General features: G+C 71.7%; 24 protein-coding genes and 1 riboswitch. Of the genes, 14 read left to right on the top strand and 10 right to left on the bottom strand.

Annotation, left to right across the window (positions count from 1 at the left end):
* The first annotated feature begins 67 nt into the window (after positions 1-67).
* The 3 genes from ACWGH4_RS05655 to otsB all read left to right on the top strand — a co-directional run bounded on the left by ACWGH4_RS05655 (position 68) and on the right by otsB (position 2525).
* Positions 68-1294: an extracellular solute-binding protein gene (locus ACWGH4_RS05655; protein WP_453455983.1), complete on the top strand. Its 1227-nt coding sequence runs from the start codon at positions 68-70 to the stop codon at positions 1292-1294.
* 87 nt (positions 1295-1381) lie between these two features.
* Positions 1382-1660, top strand: coding sequence for a DUF3263 domain-containing protein (locus ACWGH4_RS05650; RefSeq protein ID WP_453455980.1), 279 nt, complete (start codon positions 1382-1384; stop codon positions 1658-1660).
* Positions 1661-1670: 10 nt separating this feature from the next.
* A complete protein-coding gene (otsB, locus tag ACWGH4_RS05645; RefSeq protein WP_453455977.1) occupies positions 1671-2525 on the top strand; it encodes a trehalose-phosphatase in 855 nt (284 codons plus the stop codon).
* Positions 2526-2542: 17 nt separating this feature from the next.
* On the opposite strand, the gene ACWGH4_RS05640 is transcribed toward otsB, so the two are convergent.
* Genes ACWGH4_RS05640 through ACWGH4_RS05630 form a run of 3 tightly spaced genes read right to left on the bottom strand, consistent with a single transcriptional unit; the run spans position 2543 to position 5550 of the window.
* The gene (locus tag ACWGH4_RS05640) at positions 2543-4000 is read right to left on the bottom strand and encodes an alpha,alpha-trehalose-phosphate synthase (UDP-forming) (RefSeq protein WP_453455974.1); all 1458 of its coding nucleotides are present in this window, start codon (positions 3998-4000) and stop codon (positions 2543-2545) included.
* Positions 4001-4057: 57 nt separating this feature from the next.
* Positions 4058-4543 (bottom strand): hypothetical protein, encoded by a 486-nt coding sequence (locus ACWGH4_RS05635; protein WP_453455971.1) that lies wholly within the window; start codon positions 4541-4543, stop codon positions 4058-4060.
* Positions 4544-4581: 38 nt separating this feature from the next.
* Positions 4582-5550: a glucosyl-3-phosphoglycerate synthase gene (locus tag ACWGH4_RS05630; protein WP_453455968.1), complete on the bottom strand. Its 969-nt coding sequence runs from the start codon at positions 5548-5550 to the stop codon at positions 4582-4584.
* A 173-nt stretch (positions 5551-5723) separates the two neighbouring features.
* Positions 5724-5851: riboswitch (SAM riboswitch) on the top strand.
* Positions 5852-5868: 17 nt separating this feature from the next.
* Here ACWGH4_RS05630 and thrC point away from each other — a divergent pair.
* The 5 genes from thrC (at position 5869) to ACWGH4_RS05605 (ending at position 11887) form a co-directional block, all read left to right on the top strand.
* Complete coding sequence (thrC, locus tag ACWGH4_RS05625; protein ID WP_453455965.1) at positions 5869-7176, top strand: threonine synthase; 1308 nt, start codon at positions 5869-5871, stop codon at positions 7174-7176.
* 49 nt (positions 7177-7225) lie between these two features.
* Positions 7226-7501 carry a MoaD/ThiS family protein gene (locus tag ACWGH4_RS05620; protein WP_441266738.1) on the top strand — a complete coding sequence of 92 codons (276 nt, stop codon included), beginning with the start codon at positions 7226-7228 and terminating at the stop codon, positions 7499-7501.
* A 436-nt stretch (positions 7502-7937) separates the two neighbouring features.
* Entirely contained in the window at positions 7938-8141 is a 204-nt protein-coding gene (locus ACWGH4_RS05615) for a cold-shock protein (protein ID WP_005315736.1), read from the top strand.
* A gap of 388 nt (positions 8142-8529) precedes the next feature.
* A complete protein-coding gene (gene groL / locus ACWGH4_RS05610) occupies positions 8530-10152 on the top strand; it encodes a chaperonin GroEL (RefSeq protein ID WP_005315739.1) in 1623 nt (540 codons plus the stop codon).
* Positions 10153-10375: 223 nt separating this feature from the next.
* A complete protein-coding gene (locus ACWGH4_RS05605; RefSeq protein WP_453455961.1) occupies positions 10376-11887 on the top strand; it encodes an alpha/beta hydrolase in 1512 nt (503 codons plus the stop codon).
* Here the strand turns inward: ACWGH4_RS05605 and ACWGH4_RS05600 are convergent.
* The gene (locus ACWGH4_RS05600; RefSeq protein WP_453455958.1) at positions 11872-13101 is read right to left on the bottom strand and encodes an MFS transporter; all 1230 of its coding nucleotides are present in this window, start codon (positions 13099-13101) and stop codon (positions 11872-11874) included. The genes ACWGH4_RS05605 and ACWGH4_RS05600 overlap by 16 nt on opposite strands.
* Before the next feature lie 249 nt (positions 13102-13350).
* Between ACWGH4_RS05600 and ACWGH4_RS05595 the strand changes: the two genes are divergently transcribed.
* A complete protein-coding gene (locus ACWGH4_RS05595; RefSeq protein WP_453455955.1) occupies positions 13351-13560 on the top strand; it encodes a hypothetical protein in 210 nt (69 codons plus the stop codon).
* A 270-nt stretch (positions 13561-13830) separates the two neighbouring features.
* Positions 13831-14616 (top strand): hypothetical protein, encoded by a 786-nt coding sequence (locus ACWGH4_RS05590; RefSeq protein WP_453455952.1) that lies wholly within the window; start codon positions 13831-13833, stop codon positions 14614-14616.
* Positions 14617-16927: 2311 nt separating this feature from the next.
* Here the strand turns inward: ACWGH4_RS05590 and ACWGH4_RS05585 are convergent.
* The gene (locus tag ACWGH4_RS05585; protein ID WP_453455949.1) at positions 16928-18376 is read right to left on the bottom strand and encodes an MFS transporter; all 1449 of its coding nucleotides are present in this window, start codon (positions 18374-18376) and stop codon (positions 16928-16930) included.
* Positions 18373-19050 (bottom strand): helix-turn-helix domain-containing protein, encoded by a 678-nt coding sequence (locus tag ACWGH4_RS05580; RefSeq protein WP_453455946.1) that lies wholly within the window; start codon positions 19048-19050, stop codon positions 18373-18375. Before ACWGH4_RS05580 ends, ACWGH4_RS05585 begins: the two co-directional genes overlap by 4 nt.
* Before the next feature lie 260 nt (positions 19051-19310).
* Here ACWGH4_RS05580 and ACWGH4_RS05575 point away from each other — a divergent pair, with 260 nt between their 5' ends.
* Together ACWGH4_RS05575 and ACWGH4_RS05570 are read left to right on the top strand one after the other, a co-directional pair.
* Positions 19311-20771 carry an ABC transporter permease gene (locus ACWGH4_RS05575; protein ID WP_453455943.1) on the top strand — a complete coding sequence of 487 codons (1461 nt, stop codon included), beginning with the start codon at positions 19311-19313 and terminating at the stop codon, positions 20769-20771.
* 50 nt (positions 20772-20821) lie between these two features.
* A complete protein-coding gene (locus ACWGH4_RS05570) occupies positions 20822-21514 on the top strand; it encodes an ABC transporter ATP-binding protein (RefSeq protein ID WP_453455940.1) in 693 nt (230 codons plus the stop codon).
* Positions 21515-21908: 394 nt separating this feature from the next.
* Here ACWGH4_RS05570 and murQ read toward each other — a convergent pair whose 3' ends face one another.
* The gene (gene murQ, locus ACWGH4_RS05565; RefSeq protein WP_453455937.1) at positions 21909-22841 is read right to left on the bottom strand and encodes an N-acetylmuramic acid 6-phosphate etherase; all 933 of its coding nucleotides are present in this window, start codon (positions 22839-22841) and stop codon (positions 21909-21911) included.
* 38 nt (positions 22842-22879) lie between these two features.
* A complete protein-coding gene (locus ACWGH4_RS05560; protein WP_441266728.1) occupies positions 22880-23794 on the bottom strand; it encodes an SIS domain-containing protein in 915 nt (304 codons plus the stop codon).
* A 56-nt stretch (positions 23795-23850) separates the two neighbouring features.
* Here ACWGH4_RS05560 and ACWGH4_RS05555 point away from each other — a divergent pair, with 56 nt between their 5' ends.
* The gene (locus tag ACWGH4_RS05555) at positions 23851-24207 is read left to right on the top strand and encodes a hypothetical protein (protein ID WP_453455933.1); all 357 of its coding nucleotides are present in this window, start codon (positions 23851-23853) and stop codon (positions 24205-24207) included.
* Positions 24204-24470, top strand: coding sequence for a DUF4031 domain-containing protein (locus ACWGH4_RS05550; protein WP_441266726.1), 267 nt, complete (start codon positions 24204-24206; stop codon positions 24468-24470). The genes ACWGH4_RS05555 and ACWGH4_RS05550 overlap by 4 nt, the downstream gene beginning before the upstream one ends.
* Positions 24471-24612: 142 nt before the next feature.
* Here the strand turns inward: ACWGH4_RS05550 and ACWGH4_RS05545 are convergent, their stop codons facing one another.
* Positions 24613-25815, bottom strand: a complete 1203-nt coding sequence (locus ACWGH4_RS05545; RefSeq protein ID WP_453456008.1) for a Cmx/CmrA family chloramphenicol efflux MFS transporter — start codon at positions 25813-25815, stop codon at positions 24613-24615.
* 89 nt (positions 25816-25904) lie between these two features.
* Positions 25905-26555 carry an HD domain-containing protein gene (locus tag ACWGH4_RS05540; protein WP_453455931.1) on the bottom strand — a complete coding sequence of 217 codons (651 nt, stop codon included), beginning with the start codon at positions 26553-26555 and terminating at the stop codon, positions 25905-25907.
* Positions 26556-26599: the final 44 nt, after the last annotated feature.

The following is a 26599-nucleotide window of genomic DNA, read 5'->3' as shown; positions in this document are numbered from 1 at the left end:
CAGAGGGTGGGGAAGAGCTGTGCAGCGGCGCTTCTTGGGTCTGACAGCGGCTGTCGCCGCACTCGGAATGACGGTTTCGCTCGCGGGCTGCGGCAGCTCCATCGGTTCCGGGGACGGTGTCACCCTCAAGCTGGTGGCCGCCGACTACGACGTCGCCGGCGGTGAGAGCAGCAAGAAGTACTGGGCCGATCTGACGGCCGCCTTCGAGGCGGAGAACCCCGGCATCAAGGTCGACGTCCAGATCGAGTCCTGGAACGACGTGGACCGCAAGGTCGCCGAGATGGTCAAGGCGGGCAAGGCCCCCGACATCGCGCAGATAGGCGCCTACGCCGACTACGCCGCGGCGGACAAGCTGTACTCCGCCGACCAGATGCTCTCCATCCCTGTCCAGTCCAATTTCCTTCCCCCGCTCACCGACGCGGGCGAGATGAAGCGCACCCAGTACGGACTGCCGTTCGTCGCCTCCACCCGGCTGCTCTTCTACAACAAGGACCTCTTCGAGGACGCCGGGATCAGCGGCGCCCCCGGGACGTGGGAGGAGCTGAAGGAGGACGCGGAGCTGCTCGAGCAGAACACCGACGTCGACTACCCCTTCGCCCTGCCGCTCGGTCCCGAGGAGGCCCAGGCGGAGACGATGATGTGGCTGCTCAGCGGCGGTGGCGGCTACACCGACGAGCTCGGCAGGTACGCGATCGACTCCCAGCAGAACATCGCCACCTTCGAGTGGCTGAAGGAGAACCTGGTCGACGAGAAGCTCACCGGCCCGGTCGCCCCCGGCAAGCTCAACCGCAAGGACGCCTTCGCCGCGTTCACCCGGGGTGAGGTCGGCATGCTCAACGGCCACCCCTCGCTGCTCCAGGCCGCGGAGAAGGCGGGCATCGACGTGGGCAAGGTCGCGCTCCCCGGCAGGAACGGCGCCGCCGACACGACGATGGGCGTCGCCGACTGGATCATGGGCTTCAAGCAGAACGGCCACCGCGCGGAGATCGGCAAGTTCCTTGACTTCCTCTTCACGGACGAGAACGTCCTGGAGTTCGCCGGGCAGAACGATCTGCTGCCGGTGACGGTCTCCGCCCAGGAGGAGATGAAGAAGGACCCGGACCACGCGGACCTCAAGGAGTTCCTGGAGGTGCTGCCGGGTTCCGTGCTGCCGCCGGTGGGCAAGACGTCGTGGGCCTCGGCCAGCGAGAACATCAAGAAGAACATCGGCGACGCCGTGGGCCCGGGCGGCAGCCCCGCCCGCACGCTGGACCGGATCTCCCAGGACGCCAGGGCGGCCGAGAGCGCGGAGTGACTCCGCGCGCCGGGCGTCGTCCACAGGGCGTCCGGGCGTCGTCCACAGGGCGTCCGGGCGTCGGTGGGCACCGATATGTTGGATCGTATGACCGACGACCAGGCGCCTGAGGAGCAGCGGACCGGCGACCGGCCCGGCGCCCAGGAGCTCTCCGAGCGGGACCGTGCCGTCCTGGCCATGGAACGCCGTTCCTGGCCGGGCCCCGGTGTCAAGGAGCGGGCCGTCAGGGAGCAGCTCGGCATCTCCCCGGTCCGCTACTACCAGCTGCTCAACGCCCTGCTCGACGACGCCCGTGCCCTCGCCCACGACCCGGTCACCGTCAACCGGCTTCGCCGTGTGAGGGACGCGAGGAGAAGTCGCCGCTAGGGTCGAAGGCATGGGCAGCTCCCCGTTTGCAGAAGCCGAAGACTCCATGCCGACGCCGTCCACGTCCGCAGGCCGTGAAGGCCTCGCGGCACTCCTCGAACGGCCCGGGCAGGCCGTGATCGCACTCGACTTCGACGGCACGCTCGCCGAGATCGTGCCGGACCCCGAACAGGCCCGCGCCCATGAGCGCGCCGTCCCCGCGCTGGCCGCGCTCGCGCCGAAGGTGGCGTCGGTAGCGGTGATCACCGGCCGCCCGGCCGGGGTCGCCGTCCGCTACGGCGGCTTCTCCGGCGTCACCGGTCTCGACCATCTCGTCGTCCTCGGCCACTACGGCGCGGAGCGCTGGGACGCGGTCACCGGGACCGTACGCGCCCCGGCCCCCGACCCCGGGGTCGCGGCCGTGCGGGCCGAGCTCCCCGGTTTCCTCGACCGGATCGGCGCCTGGCAGGGCACCTGGATCGAGGAGAAGGGCCGCGCCGTCGCGGTGCACACCCGCCGCGCCGAGGACCCCCAGGCCGCCTTCGACGCCCTGCGTGAGCCCCTGGCCGCGCTCGCCTCCCGGCACGGCCTGATCGTGGAGCCGGGACGCATGGTCCTCGAGCTGCGCCCGCCGGGCGTCGACAAGGGCGTCGCGCTGTCCGAATACGTGCGGGAAGTGGGCGCCGGGTCCGTGCTGTACGCGGGCGACGACCTGGGCGACCTCGCCGCCTACGGCGCCGTCGAGAAGCTGCGCTCCGACGGTGTGCCCGGCCTGCTGCTGTGCAGCGGCAACGAGGTCCCCGAACTGGCCGACCGCGCCGACCTGGTGCTCCCGGGACCGGCGCAGCTGGCGGACTTCCTGGCCGCCCTGGCCCGGCGCGTCTAGGTCCGTCCGGGCAGGGCCTAACCCTCCTCGCGCAGGGCCTGGAGCTGGTCGAGGAACCACTGCCGCGGCGGCAGCGCGGTCGCTGCCGCCGCCAGGCGCTTGGAGCGCTCGGCCCGCTCGTCGGCGGACATGGTCAGCGCCTCGTGGAGCGCCGCCGCCGTCCCGCTGACGTCGTACGGGTTGACGGTGATCGCGTCTTCGCCGAGCTCCTCGTGGGCCCCGGCCTCCCGTGACAGGACCAGGGCGCAGCCGAGGTCGGTGACGACGGGTACCTCCTTGGCGACCAGGTTCATGCCGTCCCTGATCGGGTTGACAAGGGCCACGTCGGCCATCCGGTACGCCGCCAGCGAGCGGGCGAAGTCGTCCTTGACGTGCACGACGACCGGCGTCCAGCCGGCCGTGCCGTACCGGGTGTTGATCTCGTCGGCGAGCCGGGAGACCTCCGCCGTGTAGTGGCGGTAGACCTCGAGGTCCTGGCGTGAGGGATAGGCGAGCGCGATGTGCACGACACGTTCGCGCCACTCGGGGTGCTCCTCCAGCAGCTCCTGGTAGGCCTGGAGGCCCCGCAGGATGTTCTTGGACAGTTCCGTGCGGTCGACGCGCACGATCGTCCGGCGGCCCTCGCCGGCCTGTGCCCGCAGGGCGGCCATCCGCTCGTCGACATCGGGGCGCGCGGCCCGCTCGCGCAGGAAATCGGCGTCGGCGCCCAGCCCGTGGACCCCGAGCCTGGTCCGGTGACGGCCGCGGCCGGGGATGCGGAACTCGAAGCTCGGTTCCTGGTCCTTCGGCCACAGCGACGTCCCGTCGTACGGCGCGAGGACGGCGGTGGCACAACTCTGGAACGCCCGCATCCACCGTTTGGTCAGGAAACCGAGCCGGTCGGCGCCGAGCATGCCGAGCAGCAGTTCCTCCGCGATGTCGCCGGGCAGCATCGCGAAATACTCCGGGGGCGCCCACGGGGTGTGCGAGAAGTGGCCGATCCGCAGGTCGGGACGGAGTTCGCGGAGCATTCCCGGCACCAGGGCCAGGTGGTAGTCCTGCACGAGAACAACGGCGTCGTCGGCCGCCTCCGCGGCGAGCGCCTCGGCGAAGGCCCGGTTGTAGATCCGGTAGGCGCCCCACTGGCGCCGGAACTCCCGGCCGAAGGCGGGCTCGAGGGGCGTCTGGTACAGCATGTGGTGGACGAACCACAGCACGGAGTTCGCGATGCCGTTGTACGCGTCGGCGTGGACGCCGGCGTCGATGTCGAGCATCCGCACACCGGGTTCGCCGACCCCGCGCCGGACCGCTTCGCGGTCGCCGTCGCCGAGGGCCGCGCACACCCACAGCGACTGCGCGTCCGAGCCGATGGCCGACAGGCCGGAGACGAGTCCTCCACCGCCGCGGCGGGCGTCGAGCTCTCCGTCCTCGTTCAGCTCGTAGGAGACAGGGCCGCGGTTGGACGCGACGAGGATCTGGGCTGCGTCGGAGACCATGTGCCGAAATCTAGCCCGTACCGCAAAAGCTCAAACGTGCGTACGGCGCCTCGCAGGTCAGTGGTCGCGGCGGCGGCCGCGGGTGGCGGCCACGGCGATGATGCCGGCCGCCGTCAGGCTCAGCGCGACGCCGCCCAGCAGCCACAGCTGCTCCGCCGTGCCGCCGGTGCGGGCCATCTCCACGTGACGGACCGGTTCCCGGCCCTGGAGGCCGTCGGTCCCGCCGGCGGACCCCTCCGGGCCGCCGGCGTCCGCGGCCGCGGCGGGCGCGTCCTCGGCGTGGCCGTCCGTCCGCTGCTCGGCCGCGCCGGGAGCGGTCCGGTGCGCCGGCTGCTCACCGGGGAGCGTTCCCGGCGCCGTCGGTCCGGCAGGCACCCCCATCGCGGGGACGGCCGGTCCGAACACGGCGGCTGCGGTGACCGCCAGGGTGCCGAGGAGCCGGGTCAGCCGTTCCGTGCCGCTGGAGGGCGTCTCCTTGCGGTGCCTGCCGCGGCCGCCCGGAGATCCGGGGAACGACAGAACAAGAAATCTCATAAGTCCCATACATGGGAAATGTAGGCAAAATGACCGGTCGGTCCTGCTTATGCGGCGCGACGCGCCGCGTACTCACTGATCTCGAGCATCGGCGGGCGCTCCTCGGTGTCCACCGGGTGGGTCACCGGCACGAAGCCGTTCCCCACGCGCTCGAACTGCGTGATCGACGGGCGCACCAAATGCGGGCGGGCGAGCCTCAGTTGGGCGGTGCGGTAGATCGTCGCGGCCATTCTGCCGAGAGCCTGACCGTCCTGGTGGCGGTGCTTGCGGGTGCCGACGTCGACCTGGGCCAGCGCGTCCAGGCCCACCAGGTTCAGTGAGTCGACGAGCAGGCCGAGCTCGACGCCGTATCCGACGGGGAAGGGCAGCCGCTCCAGCAGCGAGCGCCGTGCCGCGTACTCGCCGCCCAGCGGCTGCACGAACCCGGCGAGCTGCGGCCAGTGCAGGTTCAGCAGCGGCCTGGCCATCAGCTCGGTCACCCGCCCGCCCTGGGCCGGGGTGCCGTCCGGGCCGGGTGCGGCGCCCCCGCCCAGCGGACGGTCGTACATGGCCTTGACGAACTGGACGTCGGGCTCGGTCAGCAGCGGGCCGACGATGCCGGAGACGAAGTCCGCGGAGAAGTCCCGCAGGTCCGCGTCGCAGAAGCAGACGATGTCACCGCCCGTCGCCATCAGCGACCGCCACAGCACCTCGCCCTTGCCGGCCACCGCGGGCAGGCCGGGCAGTATCGCGTCCCGGTGCACCACCCGGGCGCCGGCGGCCGCGGCCACCTCCGACGTGCGGTCGGTCGAGGCCGAGTCGATGACGACCAGCTCGTCGACGAGCGGGGTGTTCTCCATCAGCTCCCGGCGGATGATCGTGACGATCTCTCCGACGGTCGCCTCCTCGTTCAGCGCGGGGAGCACGACACTGACGGTCGTGCCCTGCCTCGCCTTGGCGGCCATCAGCCTCTCGAGGGAGCGATCGGACGCGGACCAGGAGCGCCGGCTCAGCCAGCGGGCCACCTCATCGAGCACTTCGCGTCTCCCTTGACAGTCGATCGACAGTCGGTCGTGTGATCCATCTCGCGGGTCGGACGACTATCTCAAGCGTCCGGGGCTTCGGTTACAGTCTTGAGCAACGCGAAGGACCCTCGCATCTCGGGGGGTCCCTGCACACAAACGCCCGGACCGCACGTCCGGAGCCATACCGCTCATCCAGAGGGGCAGAGGGAACGGCCCGTTGAAGCCCCGGCAACCCTCCCGCCGACCGCGAGGTCACGGTGGGGAAGGTGCCAATTCCGTCTCGTGGCGAAGTGCGTCACGAGGAAGATGAGGAGAAAGGGCCTCGCCATCATGGCTGCGCAGACCGTCGCAAGCACCAGCACCTCCGCCACCTCGTCCACGTCCGTGGACCTCGGCCCCGCCGCCGCACTTTCGTGCCGCGAGTGCGGACAGCGTTTCGAACTCGGACCCATCTTCGCCTGCGCCGAGTGTTTCGGGCCGCTCGAAGTCGCCTACGACCTGCCGAGCGGCAGCCCCGAAGAGCTCCGGAAGCAGATCGAGGCGGGCCCGGCCAACATCTGGCGTTACGCCCCGCTGCTGCCCGTCCCGGCCGACGTGGCCGACAAGCCGAACCTGAACCCGGGCTGGACCAAGCTGGTCAAGGCCGACAACCTCGCCCGCGAACTGGGCGTCACCGGCGGTCTGTTCGTCAAGGACGACTCCGGCAACCCGACGCACTCCTTCAAGGACCGGGTCGTCGCCCAGGCCCTCGAGGCCGCCCGTGCCTTCGGCTTCACCACCCTGTCCTGCTCCTCCACCGGCAACCTCGCGGGCGCGGTCGGCGCCGCCGCCGCGCGGGCCGGCTTCCGCTCCTGCGTGTTCATCCCGCACGACCTCGAGCAGGGCAAGGTCGTCATGGCCGCGGTGTACGGCGGCGAGCTCGTCGGCATCGAGGGCAACTACGACGACGTGAACCGCTTCTGCTCCGAGCTCATCGGCGACCCGCTGGGCGAGGGCTGGGGCTTCGTCAACGTCAACCTCCGCCCGTACTACGCGGAGGGCTCCAAGACCCTCGCGTACGAGATCTGCGAGCAGCTCGGCTGGCGGCTGCCGGACCAGCTGGTCGTCCCGATCGCCTCCGGCTCCCAGCTCACGAAGATCGACAAGGGTCTTCAGGAGCTGATCAAGCTCGGGCTCGTCGAGGACAAGCCGTACAAGATCTTCGGCGCCCAGGCCGAGGGCTGTTCGCCGGTGTCGACCGCCTTCAAGGCCGGCCACGACGTCGTGCGGCCCCAGAAGCCGAACACCATCGCCAAGTCCCTCGCCATCGGCAACCCGGCCGACGGCCCGTACGTGCTGGACATCGCGCGCCGCACGGGCGGGGCCGTCGAGGACGTCAACGACGAGCAGGTCGTCGACGCGATCAAGCTGCTGGCCCGCACCGAGGGCATCTTCGCCGAGACGGCCGGTGGCGTGACGGTGGGTGTGACGAAGAAGCTGATCGAGGCGGGCCTGCTCGACCCGGCGCTCACCACCGTCGTGCTCAACACCGGCGACGGTCTCAAGACCCTCGACGCCGTCGCGGAGACCTCCCAGGCGACCGCCGTCATCCGCCCGAGCCTGGACGCGTTCCGCGACGCGGGCCTGGCCGCCCACTGAGAACCTTGCTCCGCACTGCCACGCCGTACTCCGCCGAGAGGTGACGAACATGAGCGTCAACGTCCGCATCCCCACCATCCTCCGTACGTACACGGGCGGCCGGGCCGAGGTCCCGGCGGAGGGCACGACCCTCGCCGAGGTCATCGCGGACCTGGAGAAGAACCACACGGGCATCGCCGCCCGCGTCCTGGACGACCAGGGCAAGCTGCGCCGGTTCGTCAACGTGTACGTGAACGACGACGACGTCCGCTTCGAGCAGGGCCTGGAGACGGCCACGCCGGACGGTGCGGGCGTGTCGATCATTCCCGCCGTCGCCGGCGGCTGACGGATTCAGGGGGAGCGGCCGCTGAGCTCTCCCCAGAGATTTACCCGCAGTTACTGAAATTGCCCCCTCCGCGAGAGAAGCGGAGGGGGCAATTCTGCATGGTTGAGCGCGGTAGAGTTTGGGAAGCCCCCTTCGCCGGCCGCTCGAGAATGCCTTCAACTTCCGCAAGAATGCGGCCGAACCATGCGATCGAATTGCCACTTAGGCGTTATTTGCCGGGCCCGACTTGCCCCGGAATTCCATGAATTGACACGGATCGGTCGTTCGGTACTGCCCAGATTTCTCGTCCGATTGACCTGTTGCAGAGGGCAGTTGGGCAGATACATTCAGCCGCGGTCGACGCGTTCCGGCGCACACCCCTCCTGCTGGGGTGGAGGTCTGACCCGGGTCCGCGAAGTGCGGTCCTGCGCAAGGGCCAGTAATAGGGGAGTTAGGCATGGCTCAGGGCACCGTCAAGTGGTTCAACGCGGAGAAGGGGTACGGCTTCATCGCGGTCGACGGTGGTGCGGATGTTTTCGTCCACTACAGCGCGATCCAGATGGACGGTTACCGCACCCTTGAAGAAGGTCAGCGAGTCGAATTCGAGATCTCGCAGGGCCAGAAGGGTCCGCAGGCGGACATGGTCAAGCTCGCCGTCTGATCCAACTGATCGAGGCGCGATCGGCCACCGACGCACTCACGCATGAGGGGCTCGCCTCCCGGCCACCGGGAAGCGGGCCCCTCACGCGTGTCCGGACACCGTCGCGGGCGCCGGGCGCCGGCCGCGGCGTCCCTCGAGGAAGCCTGCGCCCACCCCTCGTCCGACCGCCCTCCACCGGGCGGCCTTGCTCGAAGGCGCTTGCACTCTCATGGGTCGAGTGCTAATCATTGGCGTTAGCACTCTCCCAGTGAGAGTGACAGAACTTGGATCGGGTCGGTGAGGCCCGCGAGCCGGGTGGGGCAAGGAACCACAAGGCGCGCAGGCCGTCCGTCGCGGGCGCCGGATGCGATCCGAAGCAATCCACCCCAGTCCGGGAGGACCACTTCACATGGCCAAGATCATCGCGTTCGACGAGGAGGCACGGCGCGGTCTCGAGCGCGGGATGAACCAGCTCGCCGACGCCGTCAAGGTCACCCTTGGCCCCAAGGGTCGCAACGTCGTCCTCGAGAAGAAGTGGGGCGCCCCCACGATCACCAACGATGGTGTTTCCATCGCCAAGGAGATCGAGCTCGAGGACCCGTACGAGAAGATCGGCGCCGAGCTGGTCAAGGAAGTCGCCAAGAAGACGGACGACGTCGCCGGTGACGGTACGACCACCGCGACCGTTCTCGCCCAGGCGCTCGTCCGTGAGGGCCTGCGCAACGTGGCCGCCGGCGCCAACCCGATGGCCCTGAAGCGCGGCATCGAGAAGGCCGTCGAGGCCGTCTCCGGCGCCCTGCTCGAGCAGGCCAAGGACGTGGAGACCAAGGAGCAGATCGCCTCCACCGCCTCCATCTCCGCCGCTGACGTCCAGATCGGTGAGCTCATCGCCGAGGCCATGGACAAGGTCGGCAAGGAAGGCGTCATCACCGTCGAGGAGTCCCAGACCTTCGGTCTGGAGCTCGAGCTCACCGAGGGTATGCGCTTCGACAAGGGCTACATCTCGGCGTACTTCGCCACCGACATGGAGCGTATGGAGGCGTCCCTGGACGACCCGTACATCCTGATCGTCAACTCCAAGGTCGGCAACGTGAAGGACCTCCTTCCGCTGCTGGAGAAGGTCATGCAGTCCGGCAAGCCGCTGCTGATCATCGCCGAGGACGTCGAGGGTGAGGCCCTGTCGACCCTTGTCGTCAACAAGATCCGCGGCACCTTCAAGTCCGTCGCCGTCAAGGCCCCGGGCTTCGGCGACCGCCGCAAGGCCATGCTGAACGACATCGCCATCCTCACGGGCGGCACGGTCATCTCCGAGGAGGTCGGCCTCAAGCTCGAGAACGCCGGCCTGGACCTGCTGGGCCGCGCCCGCAAGGTCGTCATCACCAAGGACGAGACCACGATCGTCGACGGTGCCGGTGACAGCGACCAGGTCCAGGGTCGCGTCAACCAGATCCGTGCGGAGATCGAGAACAGCGACTCGGACTACGACCGCGAGAAGCTCCAGGAGCGCCTCGCGAAGCTGGCCGGCGGCGTGGCCGTCATCAAGGCCGGCGCCGCGACCGAGGTCGAGCTCAAGGAGCGCAAGCACCGCATCGAGGACGCCGTTCGCAACGCGAAGGCGGCCGTCGAGGAGGGCATCGTCGCCGGTGGTGGCGTGGCCCTGCTCCAGGCCTCCTCGGTCTTCGAGAAGCTCGAGCTCCAGGGCGACGAGGCGACCGGCGCCAACGCCGTGAAGCTCGCGCTGGAGGCCCCGCTCAAGCAGATCGCCGTCAACGGTGGTCTCGAGGGCGGCGTCATCGTCGAGAAGGTGCGCAACCTGCCCGTCGGCCACGGCCTGAACGCCGCGACCGGTGAGTACGTCGACATGATCGCCGAGGGCATCATCGACCCCGCGAAGGTGACCCGCTCTGCTCTGCAGAACGCGGCCTCCATCGCGGCGCTGTTCCTGACCACCGAGGCCGTCATCGCCGACAAGCCGGAGAAGGCCGCCGCGGCCGCTCCGGGCGGCATGCCGGGCGGTGACATGGACTTCTGATCCGCCCGCGGATCGGCAGACCGGTTTCACACCGAGGGCGGCACCCCTGCACGGGGGTGCCGCCCTCGGGCGTTCCCCGGCGGCGCACGGGCAGGACGTGCGCCCACGACCGCCGCCGGAGCCGCCCTGGGGGTGACCGGCCCGAGCGGGTGGGGCAAACCCCCTGCCGGATACGGGAGTTGGTCCCGTGGGGCCGGGCGCGCGGATCCGGGAGGGTCGTGCCATGGCAATCACTCGAACGTTCCGTCTCCGGCCCGCCGTCACCGTCGCGCTGACGCTGCCCGCCCTCGCGACCACGCTGGTCGCCCTCCCCGCGCCGTCCGCAGAGGCGACCGCCCGGCCGGCGTCGGCCGTCCGGTGGGGCCCGTGCCCCGGGACCGGGCTCGACCCGCGCCAGGAGTGCGGGACGGTGTCCGTGCCGCTGGACCACGCCGAGCCGCGCGGGCCGCACATCACGCTCGCCGTGTCCCGGCTGCGCAGCGAGAAGCCCGAGGCCCGGCGCGGCACGCTGCTGATCATCCCCGGCGGACCGGGCAACCCCGGTCTGCACGAGCCCTCCCGGCGGGGGAAGGCCCTGCCGCAGTCGGTGCGCGACGCGTACGACGTCGTCAGCTTCGACCCGCGCGGCGTCGGCCGGTCCGCACCCGTCAGCTGCGATCTCCCGCACGAAGACCTCGCCATGGAGCGGCTGCGCCCCTGGCCGGCGCCCGACGGCTCCGTCGACCACAACGTCGCCGCCGGCCGCCGCCTCGCCGACGCCTGTGCCGAGAACGGCGGCGAGGTCCTGCGCACCGTCAGCACCCGCAACGAGGCGCGCGACATCGACCGCGTCCGGGAGGCGCTCGGGGAGCGGAAACTGTCCGCGTGGGGCGTCTCGTACGGCACCTACGCCGGCGCCGCCTACGCGCAGATGTTCCCCCACCGCACCGACCGCTGGGTCCTCGACAGCAACGACGACCCCGACCCGGAGCGGGTCGCGCGGGGCTGGCTGGCGAACTACGCGGTCGGCGTCGAGGACGTCTTCCCCGACTTCGCCGCCTGGGCCGCCGATCCCGCCAACCCGGACCGACTGGCGGCGACACCGGAGGAGGTGCGGCCCCTCTTCCTCGCCCTCGCCGCCCGCCTGGACCGCGCGCCGATCCCCTGGCCGGGCGCCAACCCCGAGGAGCTGAACGGCAACGTGCTGCGTCAGACGCTGCTCGACAGCCTCTACTCGCCCAGGCGTTTCCCGGTCGTCGCCCGCCTGATCGCAGCCGCCCGCTCCGGGGCCGCGCTGCCGGCCCCGAACACGCTGCCGGACGAGGCCATGCAGAACACGGTGGCGGCGTCGGCCGGGACCATCTGCAACGACGTGGACGCCTGGGGGGACGACCAGGCCTCCTACGAGAAGGCCGTGGCCGACAGCCGTGAGCGCCACCCGTTGACGGCCGGGATGCCCGTCAACGTCATGCCGTGCGCCTTCTGGGACCTCGGCCCCACCGAGCGGCCCGTCCGCGTCACGCCGCACGGCCCGTCCAACGTCCTCCTCGTCCAGAACGACCGTGACGTGGCCACCCCGCTCGCGGGCGCGAAGAAGATGCGGGCGGCCTTCGGGGACCGTGCGCGGATGGTCGTCGTCGACGCGGCCGGCCACGGGTCCTACGTCGACAACGGCAACGAGTGCGGCGACGCGACCGTGACCCGCTTCCTGCTCACCGGGGAGCGCCCGGCGCGGGACCGCTACTGCGCCTCCTGACCGGCCGGGGCCGGCGCCGGACGCGGCCGGCCCATCACGGCGGCCACCAGCAGGTACGGCACGGCCAGCAGCGCGAAGACCGTGCCGTGGGAGGCGTACGGCGACAGTGCCGCGTACGTGCCGTACGCCAGTAGCGAGGCGATGTTGGTGCCGAGGCCCGTCAGCGAGGTGATGGTCGCCCGGCTCCTGCCGGTGATCGCGGCCTGGAGGCGTACGTCGGCCAGCACGTCCGCGAGCTGGAAGACGAGGAACGCGACGGCGAGCAGGGCGAATCCGGCGGGCGTGCCCGACAGCGCGCCCGCCGCGAGCGCCATGGCCGCGGCCGCGACCAGCGCCCCGGTCGCCCGGACCGACAGCCGTTCGCCGGCCGTCACCAGCAGCGAGCCGAGCGTCACGCCCACCCACACCACCAGCACCAGCAGGGGGACGGTCTCGGTCGCGACACCCGTGGCGGCGGCGAGTAGCGGCACGTACTCGTCCAGCACGCCCCAGATCGACGTGATCACCACGGCGAGTACCATCGCCCGCCGGACGGGACGGCTGCCGCGCACCTCGGCCAGCCCGGAACGCAACGTGGCGAGGTAGCCCGGCCGTTCGGCGGTGTCGTGGTGGGCGGTGGCGCGGTGCTCGGGGAGCGTCGCGCCGGCCGCCGCGCACAGCAGGCACGCGCCGATGCTCCCGGCCCACACCAGCGCGTCGCCGCCGAAGGCGAGCGCGGGCGCGGCGGCGGCCGTGGCCGCGGCCGTCGCGGCCATGCCGAAGGCGGCGGCCCGGCCCATGATCCGGCCGTAGCGGTCGGCCGCGCCGAGCCGTTCGAGTTCGTCGTGCACGAGCGCTTCCATCGAGCCGGAGCGCAGGGAGCCGCCGACCGCCCAGAGCGTGAAGCCGGCGGCGTAGGCCGCGTAGGAGGGGGTCAGCGCCCACAGCGCGAATCCAACGGCGGTCAGCAGCGGGCCGGCGACCAGCGTGACGCGGCGGGACACCGCGTCGGCCCAGACGCCCGACGGCACCTCGACCAGCAGGCCGACGACGCACCAGATGGCGAAGAGGGAGGAGATCTCGGCGGTGGTCAGGCCGTGTTCGGCGAAGAGCAGGGCGTAGAGGGGGTAGAGGAGGACGAAGTCCTCAAGACCCGCGTAGGCGTAGAGCCTTCGCTCGAGCCGGCGGACGCCGCGGACGCGGGGGTCCGGCGGGCATGACGAAACGGTGAGCATGCGTGTGGTCCTTCTGCGGAACGGACGGGGGACGCCGGGTGCTCACCCGCGCGGCGGCCCGCGACAGCCCGTTCCAGGACCCGCTGCGGTGGATCAATGTCGTCGTCGGCTCATGCGGCCCAGTTTACGCCCGGGACCGTCGTCGAGCGGGTTGTTGTCAACTTGCTCCGGAAGGCCGGGCCGCACCCGGACACGCGGGGTGAGGAGATCGGATACCCGGCGGTTGCGCGGCGCGGAGGTGTGGTGCTCATGGCAGCAGTGGTGCGGTCCGCCGACAGGCCGCGGTCTTCGGCGGGGTCGCGGACGGCGGACCGGTCGCGGATCGCCGAGGAGGCGGTGGCCCGGCTCAGGGAGGGCCTGGCGGGGGTGTCGGTGACCCTGCCGTCGCTGGGTGTGGATGTGGTGTCGCCGGCCCGCCATGTGCCGGGCTGTGCACGGCAGTTCGCTCTCCTGGAATGATCGGCGGACCACTCCAGGAAGGGCGCAGGCGTGACATTCGGGGGACAGGATCCGTACCGGCGGGCGGGACAGCCGCATCCAGGAGTTCCACCGCATCCGGGGGTGCCGCCGCAGCCCGCGCCGTATCGGGGGCCGGGTCCGTATCCGGGGCCGCCGCCTCGTCCGGGGCCGTACCCGTACCCTCCCTACGGTCCGCCCCCGTCGCTGTGGCAGCAGTTCCGCCAGGACGAATGGCCGCCGCTGGGCGAGGTGTTGCGGCATGTGCGCCGGATGCCCGGCTGTCTCTGGGTGATCGGCCTGCTCTGTGTGTGGCCGGCTCTGATGGTGCTGCTGGGCTACCCGCTGGCCAGGTCCGCCCGCCGTCAGGCGAGGCTGCGGTTCCCCGCGCACAGCCACCGGCGGTACCAGGACCCCGAGGTGTGGCGCGTGCAGAAGACCAGGGCCTGGGTGGCGCTGGTCGCGTCCTTCCTGATCCTCGCCGCCTACGGGACCGAGGCGGACTGGGCACAGGTGCAGGACCAGTATCTGTTCCGGCTGGTCGTCACGCCGTGGCTGTTGCTCCTCACCGCTCCCGTGGTGATCCTCGTCCTCTTCCGGCTCGCGCCGCCGCACGCACGGCCCGGCATGCGCGCCAGGCTGCGGCCCGCGGTCCGCTCGGTGCTCTGGTACTTCGGCGCCTTCACGGCCGTACCACTGCTCTTCGCGGGCGCGATGCTCCTCGGCCGGAGCTACGAGGGCAGCCGTCTCAGCCCGCTGATCACACTCGCGCTGCTGCTGCCGGTGCTGTGGGTGCTGTTCTTCGTCGTCTTCGCGTCGACGACGGCGCTGCGTACCGCTTTCAACACGGCCGACGCGCACGCGGCTCTCCCCGCCCTGCTCACCGGCGTCCTGGTGTGGGAACTCGCGGCGATCAACCTGGCCATGGCCGGGGCGCCGCCGGGGCCGCCGGTCGTCCAGTTCTGCGCGGTCCTCGGCGGCCCGGCGTCGGTGACGGCGGTGGCGTGGTGGGAGATCGCCCGCCTGCGCGCCAGGTACGGAGTGACGCTGCGCGGCTGAGGCGGCCGACGCCTCGGCGCGTGCCGTCTGGCACGGTCTCAGGTTCTCGTCACCGGACGGGGGGAAGGTCCTCTCCCGACGGACCGGCCACGGCTCGCCGTGCGCGGACGAAAACAGGGGGAGCGACATGTCATTGACCAGAGGACGCACCGGACCGCGGGCTCTGGCCGCGTCCGTGCTGATGTTCGGGCTGTTACTGGGCACCGGCGGCGGCTCCGCGCAGGCGTCCGCCGGGGCGCAGACGCAGTCGCCCGGCCACACCCGCAACCTCACGGCCGACGGGGGGAAGAAGGAGCGCAAGCCCGCTCCGTCCGGGAGATCGCTGACCCGGATCGAAGGCGACTGGTACAGCGACCCCCTGGGACACCGGTCCTACGTGCACCGGCAGGCGGTGTGGGGCCACCGGTCGCAGCTCGACGGCGGCAAGAACCCGCGTCGGATCGACGGGAGCCGGAACGTCGCGATCGGGTTCGTGGACATCACGGGACTCGACGACGTGGACACCCGGGGCCTGGAGGTGGTGGAGACCGCCGCGTTGAAGCACGACGACCCGGCGCTGTACGAGCGGTTACGCATGGACGAACGCCCCGGGATCGAGAAGTTTGCCGTAGTCCCGCACGCCAACGAGGCCTCGGCGGAAGCGGAAGGCAACCATTCCGAACTGAACATCCTCGTCTGGGACCTGGCTTTCCTGAGCCGAGATGTGCGAAAACCGGTGCCCCAGGACCGGCTCTTCGTGATCTACAGCGACCGTTCGCCGTGCAAAGGTCGGTGCGCCGGCCGGATCCCGGCCACCACCGATGTCATCTACGCCGTCGTGAACGGCAAGGGGGCGGCCGACGAGCTCAACGGGCTGATCGACAGCGCAAAGGCGAGTGCCCGCGCCGAGAAGACCACCGTCGCCCGGGAGGTGGCGGCACAGAAGACGCTGATCAAGGAGCGCAAAGCGGCGGAGAGTCAGCGCCTGGCGGAGAACAGGAAGGAGAACCGCTTCTTCCGGAACCCCCGCGCCGCCGAACCGTGTGACGGCCAGGCCCTCGGCCTCCGCTCCCGGCTGACGACCGTCGCGCTGACCGCTCCGCGCAACGCCCCGCAGGCGGCCGACCCGTGCGGAGAGAACAACACCGCGAACGACACCGCGGGCGGCCTGACCCGAGCACTGACGCAACCGGTGCCCGAGGCGCCCGGCGGGATCGACTTCTCGTCCCTGCAACTGCGCTATCTCGCCGACCCCGGCGACGGCAGCGGTCTGCAGTACTCCTTCCAGGCACCCCTCTCCGCCGACGGCGGCAGTTCTCCGGGGGCGGGCCTCGACGCCGCGGAGGGCAGCTCGGACGCTTTCTTCGTCTGGCTCTCCCTCGACCCGTCGGCCTTCTGGGTCAACCTCAATCCCGACGAGCCGGACCGCATCGTCGACGACCGGCTCGGACGTACGGACGCCGGACGCGTCCTGCTCGAGTCCGATCTGCAGATGAAGAAGACGATCGGCAAGCTCATCCACCCCCACACCGCACGAGGCCGGACGTTCTGGGACGGCATCCAGGGCAACTGCATGTCCTACCGGACGTGGATCCTGCCCGCACCCGCATCGGTCCGCCAGGACGGCGACAAGCTCTACATCCTCGACGCGCCCCTCGACGTCAAGATGGAGACCCAGTACCTGAAGCAGCGGGGCGAGTCCGCCACCGGTACATGTCCCCAGCAGAGCAAGGCCACCGAGGACCACAACGAGCAGCACTTCCGAGGCCTGATCCTTCCCGAGCTCAAGAAGGCCATCAACACCGCGCCCGAGTACGCAGAACTACGCCGCGTCTACCTCGCCCGGGTCGCCGCCGAGTGGTACCGCGACCTGAGCCGCAGCAAGGACACCACCTACGGCGACCTCATCGACACGGGCGACATCGACAACTGGCGGAGCGACGGCCGCTGGAAGCCCACCGACACCTTCGACCGGTTCGTCGACTCGTACACCAAGGGCGAGTTCAAGGTCACCGACAGGACCACCGAAGGCGGGACCACCTATGTACGCAACTATGTCTACGGTGGTGTCGACTTCACGAGAATCCCCGTCGCGCAGGTCTCGGGCGACCGTTTCACCGCGGCCCACGCGAACCTTCCCGAGAGGGTCGACCGCTCGCTGAGCGCGCCGTCCGCCGACGGCAACGGTGCGATCTGGCTCGGCGCGCCCACACCGCGCCAGGCGGCCGACCGCGAACCGCAGGTCCCCGCACCGCGTCAGGCGGCCGACCGCGATCCGCAGGAAGAGCCCTCGACCGTCGGCGCGTCGGCCCTGCGTCTGCTGCCCGTGGGCCTAGCGGCAGCCGCATTGCTGCTCTGGTGGAGACGACGCCGGCTGAATCACGCCGCTGTGGCGAGCCCTCGGCGCGGCGACGCGGCTCCCGCAGCACGGGACGGGTCCCGACCCGGACGCGGTCAGGACGACTTCTTCTGAGGGAAGGACGGGCGACGGATACGCGGCGGTGGCGGGCTTCGCCCGGCGGGTCCACAGCAGTGCGCCGAGCAGCAGTGCGGTCGCGCCCACCAGCCACGGCAGCGGGCCGACCGGCAGGGAGCCGGCCACGAGGCCGGTCAGCGCGGCGACCGACTGGAGCGCCAACGACTTCACGGACAGGGCGGTGGCGCGGACCGTGCTGTCGACGCGACGGTGCAGCAGGTCGTTCTCGTTCGGACCCGCCGCGCCGAGACCCAGGTAGACGAGGGCGTATCCGAGGGCGGCCAGGGCGAGCGGTGCCGGGCCGCCGTCCCAGGCGGCCGTCACACCGAGGAGCGCGAGTCCGGTCGTGCTCACACCGAGGGCGGCGAGCACCGCGTGCTCGCTGCTCCCCGTCAGCCGTGCGGTCAGAGGTGCGCAGTGGCTGCCGACCGCGGTGCACAGGAAGCCGGCGCAGGCGAGTGCGGCGTAAAGGACAGCGCCGGACTCGGGGGCGCCCGTGAGCCGGGCGGCCCGTCCGGGGGTGAGGAGCTCGACGGCGGCGAGCGCCGCGCCGGCGGCGGCCGCGGTCAGCAGGACCCGGCGGACGAGCGACTCCGTGACGCCGAGCCGAAGCCCGCCCAGCATCGTCGCCGGGACGCCGCGGAGCACGCCGCGCAGGGTGGCCGGCGGGCGGGGCGGCTCGGGCAGGGCGGTGAGGACGTATGCGACGAAACCGACGCCGACGGCCGCGCCGAGCAGGCCGGGTACCGACAGCGGGAGTACGAGGCCGCCGGTGGCGCCGGCCAGTCGGGCGCCCGGGTCGGGGCCGAGGCCCAGCAGGAGCGGCAGCGCCCCGCCGAGGAGGGTTCCGGCGGCGAGCGCGGCGGCCGAGGCGGTGTTGCCGCGCGCCAGGCCGGTGCGCAGTTCGGCGCCCGCGCCGGAGTGGGCCTGGACGGTGTCCACGTACCAGGCCTCCGCGGGGCCGCTGGACAGGGCGCGGCCGGAGCCCATCAGGAACATGGCGACGGCGAGCGCCCACACGGTGGTTCCGAGCGCCATCAAGGTCAGGGCGCACAGATTGAGCAGGCCCGCCGCGGCGAGGACGGACCGGCGGCCGAGGACGTCGGACAGCCCGCCGGTGGGCAGCTCCATGAGGGACACGGTGAGGGAGTGGACGGCGAAGAGTCCGGCGACGACGGCGAGGCTCATGCCGCGTTCGGTCAGGAGCAGGACCTGGGACGGTATGTAGAGGCCGACGGGGAGCCAGAAGAGGAACGCGACGGTGACGAAGCGGCGGCGGGCGGTGCGGGGGTCCAGCAGCTTCATGAGCCGTCCTCCGTGGCCGACTTCTTCTCCGTGACGGCCTCGGCGCTGTCTGTTCCCGCGTTCGGCCTTGTGCCGCGCGCCCCGGTTTCCGGGGCGAGTGCCAGCCCGGCCGTGAAGAGCACGACCTGTTCGGCGCGGGCGTCGCCCGCGTCGCGGGCGGCGAACTCGTTCACGGTGCGCTCGAACGCCGCCCACAGTTCCGTGAGCGACTCGGGCGTGAGGCGGGCCACCAGGTCGGTGAAGCCGGACGGCTCCAGCCACTCCCCGTCGAGCCTGCCGGTGTCGAGGTCCTCCTGGTGCCGGGCCAGGGAGCGTTCCAGATGGTCGAGTTGGGCCCGGCGGGCCACGTCGACGAACGCCCGCGCCTCTTGTGAGCCGGCCATCGCGGCGTTGCTCCAGCTGGTGACCTCGTGGACGGACTTCCAGCGCCGCTCGCGGCCGTCGCGGTGCTCGGCCTCCGCGATGAACGCGTACTTGGCCAGCACCCGCAGGTGGTAGCTGGTCGACGCGGACGACTCGCCCGTCCTGACGGCGAGTTCGCTCGCGGTGGCCGGTCCCTCCATGCGCAGCAGGCCCAGCAGCCGGATCCGCAGGGGGTGGGTGAGCGCCTTGAGGGCGGCGGCGTCCTGACGGGGATCGAGTACGCGGCGGCGGTGTTCGTGGTCATCGGTCACCGGGCGAGCGTAGAGCGGGCACGGGGTTCTGCAAAAGAAGTTTTGCAGAATTTCTTTGGTGAACTTGCCGGGGGTTGGCCTGCAGTGCTGAGCCGCGGCCCGCCCCTGCCCCGAGCCGGCGCGGCGTGCCGGCGGCAGGCTGCGGCAGCACAACGTGCCCCAGTGCCTTCGCCCTCGGCGGTCAGGTCTCGATCGGAACACTCATGGGGCTCTCATCGTCGCCTTAACTCCTCATCACGCCGCGTCCATACCGTCACGCCATGTTCTTCACCTACCTCCGGCGTGAACTCCGCCGCCGCAGAAAAGCGGCGCTCGTCGTCGCCTCGGGGCTCGCCCTCGGGATCGCGCTGGTCATCGTCGTCAACTCCGTGTCGTCCGGGATGAACCGCGCCCAGGACAAGGTCCTGGAGTCGCTGTACGGACTCGGAACCGACATGACCGTCACCAAGGCCGCCGAGCCGCCCGGTGAGGGCGAGACGGTGCGGCGCCCCCGCTTCCGGTTCGACGCCAAGGACGAGGGCGACGACGCGGAGCAGAGCAGCGACATCGTGATGGTCCAGGGCTTCGAGACCCTCGCCTCCTCGACCGTTGCCGAGGTCGCGAAGCAGGACGGCGTCGCGGGCGCGGTCGGCGGGCTGAGCGTCAACGTCATGAAGGTCAACGGGGAGTTCAAGCGCGGGGCGGTGCAGCAGAAGCCCGGCCAGGGCGGGCCGGGCGCGGGCGGCGGCGCCGTGCGCGGCGGCGGGGCCGACTTCGACGTCGACTCGTACACGGCGTACGGAACGGACGTCGCCCACCAGGAACTCGGACCCCTGACCTCCTCGACGATCACCTCCGGGCGGACCTTCAAGGAGAACGAGACCGACGCGCGGGTCGCCGTCCTCGACAGCGCCTACGCCAAGGAGAAGAACCTCGGGCCGGGCAAGAAACTCACCGTCTCCGGCACCGACTTCGACATCATCGGCATCGCGACCGCGGACAGCGGCGACGCCGCGGCCAACGTCTACCTCCCGCTGGCCCAGGCGCAGGAACTCGCCGACGCCAAGGACAAGGTGACCACGGTCTACGTCCAGGTGACCGACTCGCAGCAGATCGACGGCGTCAAGGAGACCATCCAGAAGAACATCTCCGGTACGACCGTGACCACCTCCGCCGACCTCGCGGAGACGGTCTCCGGGTCGCTGTCCACGGCGTCCGACCTGGCATCGGGCGTCGGCAAGTGGCTCTCCGTCCTCGTGCTGGCCGCGGCGTTCCTCGTCGCCGGACTGCTGACGTCCTCGGCTGTCAGCCGGCGTGTACGGGAGTTCGGCACGCTCAAGGCGCTCGGCTGGCGCAGCGGCCGGGTGACACGGCAGGTCGCGGGCGAGGCCCTGGTCAACGGGCTCGTCGGCGGCGGGCTCGGGATCGCCCTCGGGCTCGCCGGGGCGTGGCTGATCACCACCTTCAGCCCGACGCTCACCGCTCAGCTCGGCGGCGGCGCCGGGGCGGGCGCGCCGGGCGGAGGGGGCGGCCTCCGGGTCGCCGGTCCCGGCGGCGGTGGCGGACCCCTGCGGGACTCGGCCGACCGCGCCCTCGACATCGCGCTCACCGCGCCCGTCTCGCTCACCACGATCGGCCTCGCCGTGTCCCTCGCCGTCGCCGGTGGTCTCGTCGCTGGCGGCTTCGGCGGCTGGCGGGCGTCCCGGCTGCGGCCCGCCGACGCGCTGCGCCGCGTCGAGTGACCCGGCCAGGACCGGGCCCCTTCTCTTCCACGTACAAGCAGGAGTTGATGATGTACCAGCTCAGTGGCGTCACCAAGCGCTACCGGCGGGGCAAGGACGGCGTGAACGCCCTCGACGGCGTCGACCTGACCATCGAGGACGGCGGCCGGCTCGTCATCCAGGGCCCCACGGGAGGCGGCAAGTCCACGCTGCTGCAGATGCTCGGCGGCCTCGACCGGCCGAGCGAGGGCAGCGTGGTCCTCGACGGGACGGATCTGGCGACCCTGCCGGAGGCGAGGCTGACGCGGGTGCGGGCGGAGAAGATCGGCTTCGTCTTCCAGAGCTTCAACCTGATTCCCACGCTGACCGCGCAGGAGAACGTCGAGACGGCGCTCGTGCCGTTGCCGGGTCTGAAGGCTCGCGAACGCAGGGAACGTGCCGCGGAGGCGCTGGCGTCCGTCGGTCTCGGCGAGCGGCTGCGGCACCTGCCCGGCGAGCTGTCCGGCGGCCAGCAGCAGCGGGTCGCGATCGCGCGTGCGCTGGTGAAACGGCCGGCGGTACTGCTCGCGGACGAGCCGACGGGAAACCTGGACGAGTCGATGCGCGACGAGATCATGGAGGTGCTGGAGGCGTTGTGGGAGGAGCACGCCTTCACGTTCGTGATGGTCACCCACGACTCGGCGCTGGCGCGCCGGACGAGGCGGATCGCGACGATCCGCAAGGGGCGGGTGACGGTGAAGGAACGAACGGCGGACGCGGCGTAGCACGTCCCGGCCGCCGGGGCTCTGCCCCGGGCCCCGCGCCTCAATCGCCGGCGGGGCTGGGTGGGCCCGGGCGCAGGCGGGCTGCAGGTGCGCCTCGATGGCCGGCGGGGCTTGAAGTCGTCCGGGCGCGGGCGGAGTCGGGTGTCGCAGGGCGGGCACTTGAGCCCGTCCGGCGATTGAGGACACGCCCGGAGGGCGTGCTGTGAGTTCCGGCGGGCGGTCGGCGACGTGGCGTGGTCCGGTCGTCGGGGCTCTGCCCCGAGCTCCGCGCCTCAGTCGCCGGCGAGGCTTGAGTGGCCCCGCGCCGGCGGAGCCGTGGGTGTGCCCCGGCACCGGCGGGGCCGTGAGGTGTGTGCCCCGGCGCCCACTGGGCCCGAAGTGGCCGGGGCGTGGGTCAGGTGGCGGACGAGGCCGTGAGGGCCGCGCGCAGGTGGCCCGAGGTGCGGGCGAGGAGGGTGGCCGCCGTCGGGGCGTCGACGTCGCCCAGGAGCACCAGGATCGCGTTCTTCACCTCGCCGTCCGTCGCCTCCAGGGCCGACTCGATCTCCTCGTCGGACGCCCCCGTCGCCAGCGCCACGATGCGGCGGGAGCGGGCGCGGAGTTTGTCGTTGGACGCGCGGACGTCGACCATCAGGTTCCCGTAGGTCTTGCCGAGGCGGATCATCGTGATCGTCGAGATCATGTTGAGCACCAGCTTCTGTGCCGTGCCCGCCTTCAACCGGGTGGAGCCGGTGAGGAGTTCGGGCCCGGTGACGACCTCGATGCCGTGTTCCGCGGCGGCGGCCAGCGCGCTGTCCGCGTTGCAGGAGAGCCCGATGGTGAGCGCGCCCAGCGCGCGGGCGTGTTCCACCGCGCCGATGGCGTACGGGGTGCGGCCTGACGCCGAGATTCCGACCACCGTGTCGTCGGCCGTGAGCTCCAGGCCGTCCAGGTCCGCCGCGGCCAGTTCCTTGCTGTCCTCCGCGCCTTCGACGGCCTTGACCATCGCGGTCGGGCCGCCCGCGATCAGGCCGAGGACCTCCGACGGGTCGGTGTTGAAGGTGGGCGGGCATTCGCTGGCGTCGAGCACGCCCAGTCGGCCCGCCGTGCCGGCCCCCGCGTAGATCAGCCGGCCGCCGCGGGACATCCGCTCCGCGGTGCCGTCGATCGCGGCGGCGATGGCGGGCAGTTGCGCGGCGACGGCGGCGGGGACGGTCGCGTCCTCGCCGTTCATGATCCGGGCGATCTCGAGCGTCGGCAGCCGGTCGATGTCGGCGAGCTCGGGTCGGAACGCCTCGGTGGTGAGAGTGGCCAGCTGGGCGCGGAGTTCACCGTAGGTGGAGGTCATGTAGAGCGGCTCGGCTTTCTTGGTACGCGGGGGTTCGGTCAGCGGGTGCGCGGGCTGTGGCGGTGCGCGAGGGCTTCGTACGAGGCGGCGAGGGCAGGGGCAGCCGACTCGTACGTACGCTGGGCCACGCCTATGAACAGGCAGTCCACGACGAGCAGTTGGCTCGTGCGGGACGACATGGCGGCCGGCCTCAGCTCGCTCTCGCGGGCGGTCGACGTCGTCAGCACATGGTCGGCGTACTGCGAGACCGGACCGTCGGGGCGGCCGGTGATGGCGATCGTCGTCGCGCCGCGGTCGAAGGCGACCCGCAGCGGCTCGATCACGTCGCCGGTGGAACCGGAGTGGGTGATCGCGATGGCCACGTCACCGGAGCGCAGCTGCACGGCGTTGGTGACGGCGAGGTGCGGGTCGGCGTGGGCGTGGGCGATCAGGCCGATGCGGAGGAGTTTCTGCGCGAGGTCCATGCCGACGAGCGAGGACGCGCCGACGCCGTAGATGTCGATGCGGCGGGCGGTCGACGCGGCGGCCACCGCTGCGCCGAGCTGGACGGTGTCGAGACCGGCGGCGGTGTCGGCGAGGGTCTGCTGCTCGTCGTAGGCGAGCTTGGCGACGACGTCCGCGATGGGATCGTCGACGGCGATGTCGGTGGTGATGGCAGGCGCCCGGCCGGATTCCTGGTGGGCGGCGAGACCGGCGAGCGCCAGGCGAAGGTCGCGGTAGCCGGGGTAGCCGAGCAGGCGGGCGGTGCGGACCACGGTGGCCTCACTGGTGCCGGTGAGCTCGGCGAGGCCGGTGACCGTGAGGGCCGCGCAGCCGGCCGGGTCGTCGGCGACGGCTTCGGCGACCCGCTGCATGGAACGGGTCATGGACGGCGAGAGCGTGCGCACCTTGGCCGCGAGGGCGGCGGGGGCGGGAGCGTCACCGCTGAAAATTTCCTTCACTGGATTGGTCACACTTGAAAGGTATTTTCGCGTTTCGGGTGGCGTCAAGACCCGGAGACAATGGGGGCATGGACGACTCGAACCCACTGGAACAGGCTCTGCACCGGGCCCGGGCCCTGGTCATCGCCGATCTGGCCGCCCGCGACGTGGCCGACGCAGGAGTCGTCTCCATGGTCGAGGACGCGGTCACCCACCGCCGCTGGTGGGTCGAGCAGTGGCCGGAGGGCGTCGAGTACGTCGCCGGTCTGGTCGCCCAGGACGTCCAGGACTCGCTGCTGGAGCGGCACGGCCGCTGGCCGCTGTGCCCGGTGTGCGACGCCGGCGACCCGCACGCCCTGGAGATCCAGCCGGAGCTCGGGCCGGACCCGCACTGGGTGTGCGGGAAGGCGGGCGTGGTGGTGGCCCCCATAGGTGGCCTGACGTGACGGTCTACATCGACCCGCCGACCTGGCCGGGTCACGGCCGGATGTGGTCCCACCTGGTCAGTGACGTGTCGTTCGACGAGCTCCACGCCTTCGCCGCGGCCATCGGCTGCCCGCCGCGCGCCTTCGAACGCGACCACTACGACGTCCCCTCGCACCGTTACGCGGACGCTGTCGCGGCTGGCGCGGTGGAGGTGGGCTCGAAGGAGCTCGTACGCCGCCTCACGGGCGCGGGGCTGCGCCGGCCCAAGGGGCGTTCCGTCTGAGGCGTCCGAGCCGGACGGGATCCGCCTGGCCCGGACGTTTTCCTCCGCTCGGGCGCGGTGTCCGCTCCACGCGTTCTTCCGCTCGGCCGCGGTCCGCGGAGACGCGGTCCGCGAAGACGCGGTCCGCGAAGACGTGCCCCGGTCAGACGCGTTCCGCCGAGACGGATCGCTCGACGGGGACCGACTGGGACACCACCCGTGAGCTGCCGTGGAGCCGCATCGCCACCGCCACGAGGACGATGGCGACGACCATCATGGCCGCGCCCGCCCAGGCCGTCGACGGGAAGCCGAGGTCCGCGTCGATCACCACACCGCCGAGCCAGGGTCCGCCGGTGTTGCCGAGGTTGAACGCCGCGGTGGTCGTCGCACCGGCGAGCGTCGGCGCCGCGCCCGCGACGTTGAACATCCGGGCGTTGAGCGCCGGGGCGGTGAAGAACGAGGAGAAGCCGAGCAGGAACGAAAGTGCCACGGCCGCCGCCGCGTACGAGGCGAACAGCGCGATCGCCGCCAGCAGCACCGTCGACCCGGCTATGCCGCTGAGCATCACGCCGAACAGGTGCGCGTCGGCCACCCGGCCGCCGATCGTCGAGCCGGCCAGCGCGCCGATGCCGAAGAGCGCGAGCACGGTCGGCACCCAGCCGGCGTCCAGCCCCGCCACATCGGTGAGCAGCGGGCTGAGGTAGGTGAACAGGCAGAACACGCCGCCCGCAGCCAGCGCGGTGATCGCCACGGCCAGCCAGACCTGGCGGTCCCGGTAGATCGTCAGCTCCTTCCGCAGCTGCGGCTTCTGCTCCGGCAGTGGGATGTGCGGGATCCGCATCAGTACGCCGACGAGCGCCACGGCGGACGCCGCGCCGACCGCCCAGAACGCCGACCGCCAGCCCAGGTGCTCGCCGAGGAACGCGCCCGCGGGGACGCCGAGGACGTTGGCGATCGACAGTCCGCCGATCATGACGGCCATGGCCCGGGCCCGCGAGGTCACGGGCACCATCGCGATGGCGACGGCCGCGCCCACCGCCCAGAAGCCGGCGCAGGCGAGCGCGCTGATGACCCGGGAAGCGAAAAGGATCTCGTAGGTGGGGGCGAGCGCGCCGGCGACCTGGCCGACGCCGAAGACGGAGATCAGCGTGATCAGAGTGGTCCTGCGGGGCAGTCGTAGCGTCGCGACGGCGAGCAGCGGTGCGCCGACCACCATGCCGACCGCGAACGCCGAGGTCAGCAGCCCGGCCCGGGGGATCGACACGTCCATGTCCGCCGCGATGGGCGGCAGCAGCCCCGAGAGCATGAACTCGCTCGTGCCGAGGGCGAAGACGGAGAGGCCGAGGATGTAGACGGCGAGCGGCATACGGGCGCGGGCGGAGCGTTCGGAAGGGTCGGGCATGACAGTTGCCAACAGGTGGTTGAAGCCTGGAATTCCCCGGCCGGGCCGCGGGATCAGGACGCGGCGAGCAGCTCCAGCTCCACGGTGAGGTTGTGGCGGGCCTTCCGTTCCCACTCCTGCCGGCCGTGCGGTGTACGGAACAGCAGCGGCAGGGCCAGGAGCTGCCGGAGCACCGCGGCACGACCGTCGCGGAAGGCCTCGTCCGGGACGAAGGCGTACTCCTCGCGCACCGCCGCCGCGTACGCGGCGTACGCGTCGGGGGCGGCGGCCAGGATCGCCAGGTCCGCGTCGCACAGCACCTGGCCGTTGCGGTCGCCCTCGTCGGGGGCGTGGGTGGTGGTCAGGCGCACCAGCCGGGCCACCTCCGCGGTCGCCCGCTCGCTCAGCCCGGCCTCCGGGAGGGCGCGCTCGGCGAGGCGGGCAGAGCGCTCCTCGTTCTCCGAGCGGTCGGGGAGGTACACGGCGTCGTGGAACCAGGCGGCCAGCCGCACGAGGTCGGGATCGTCCGCGTGAACGGCGAGGGTGTCGATGTGGTCGAGGACCGCGACCAGATGGCCGGTCGTGTGGTACCGCCGCTGCGGCTCGGCCCAGCGCGCGAGCAGGTTCTCCCCGTACGGCAGCGGGTCGGGGCCGCTCGCTTCCCCGCGGGCGCCGAGGAGCGCGTCGGTCCAGCGGGCGCGGAGGTCGGCGGATCGGTCGGTCATGGCTCATATTGTGCCCGCACGCGCGAAGGGCCCCGGGGCGGGTG

The organism is Streptomyces sp. NPDC054847 (assembly GCF_053610925.1).
The sequence above is the reverse complement of the archived record's forward strand: the minus strand, read 5'-3'. Positions and strand labels throughout refer to the sequence as shown.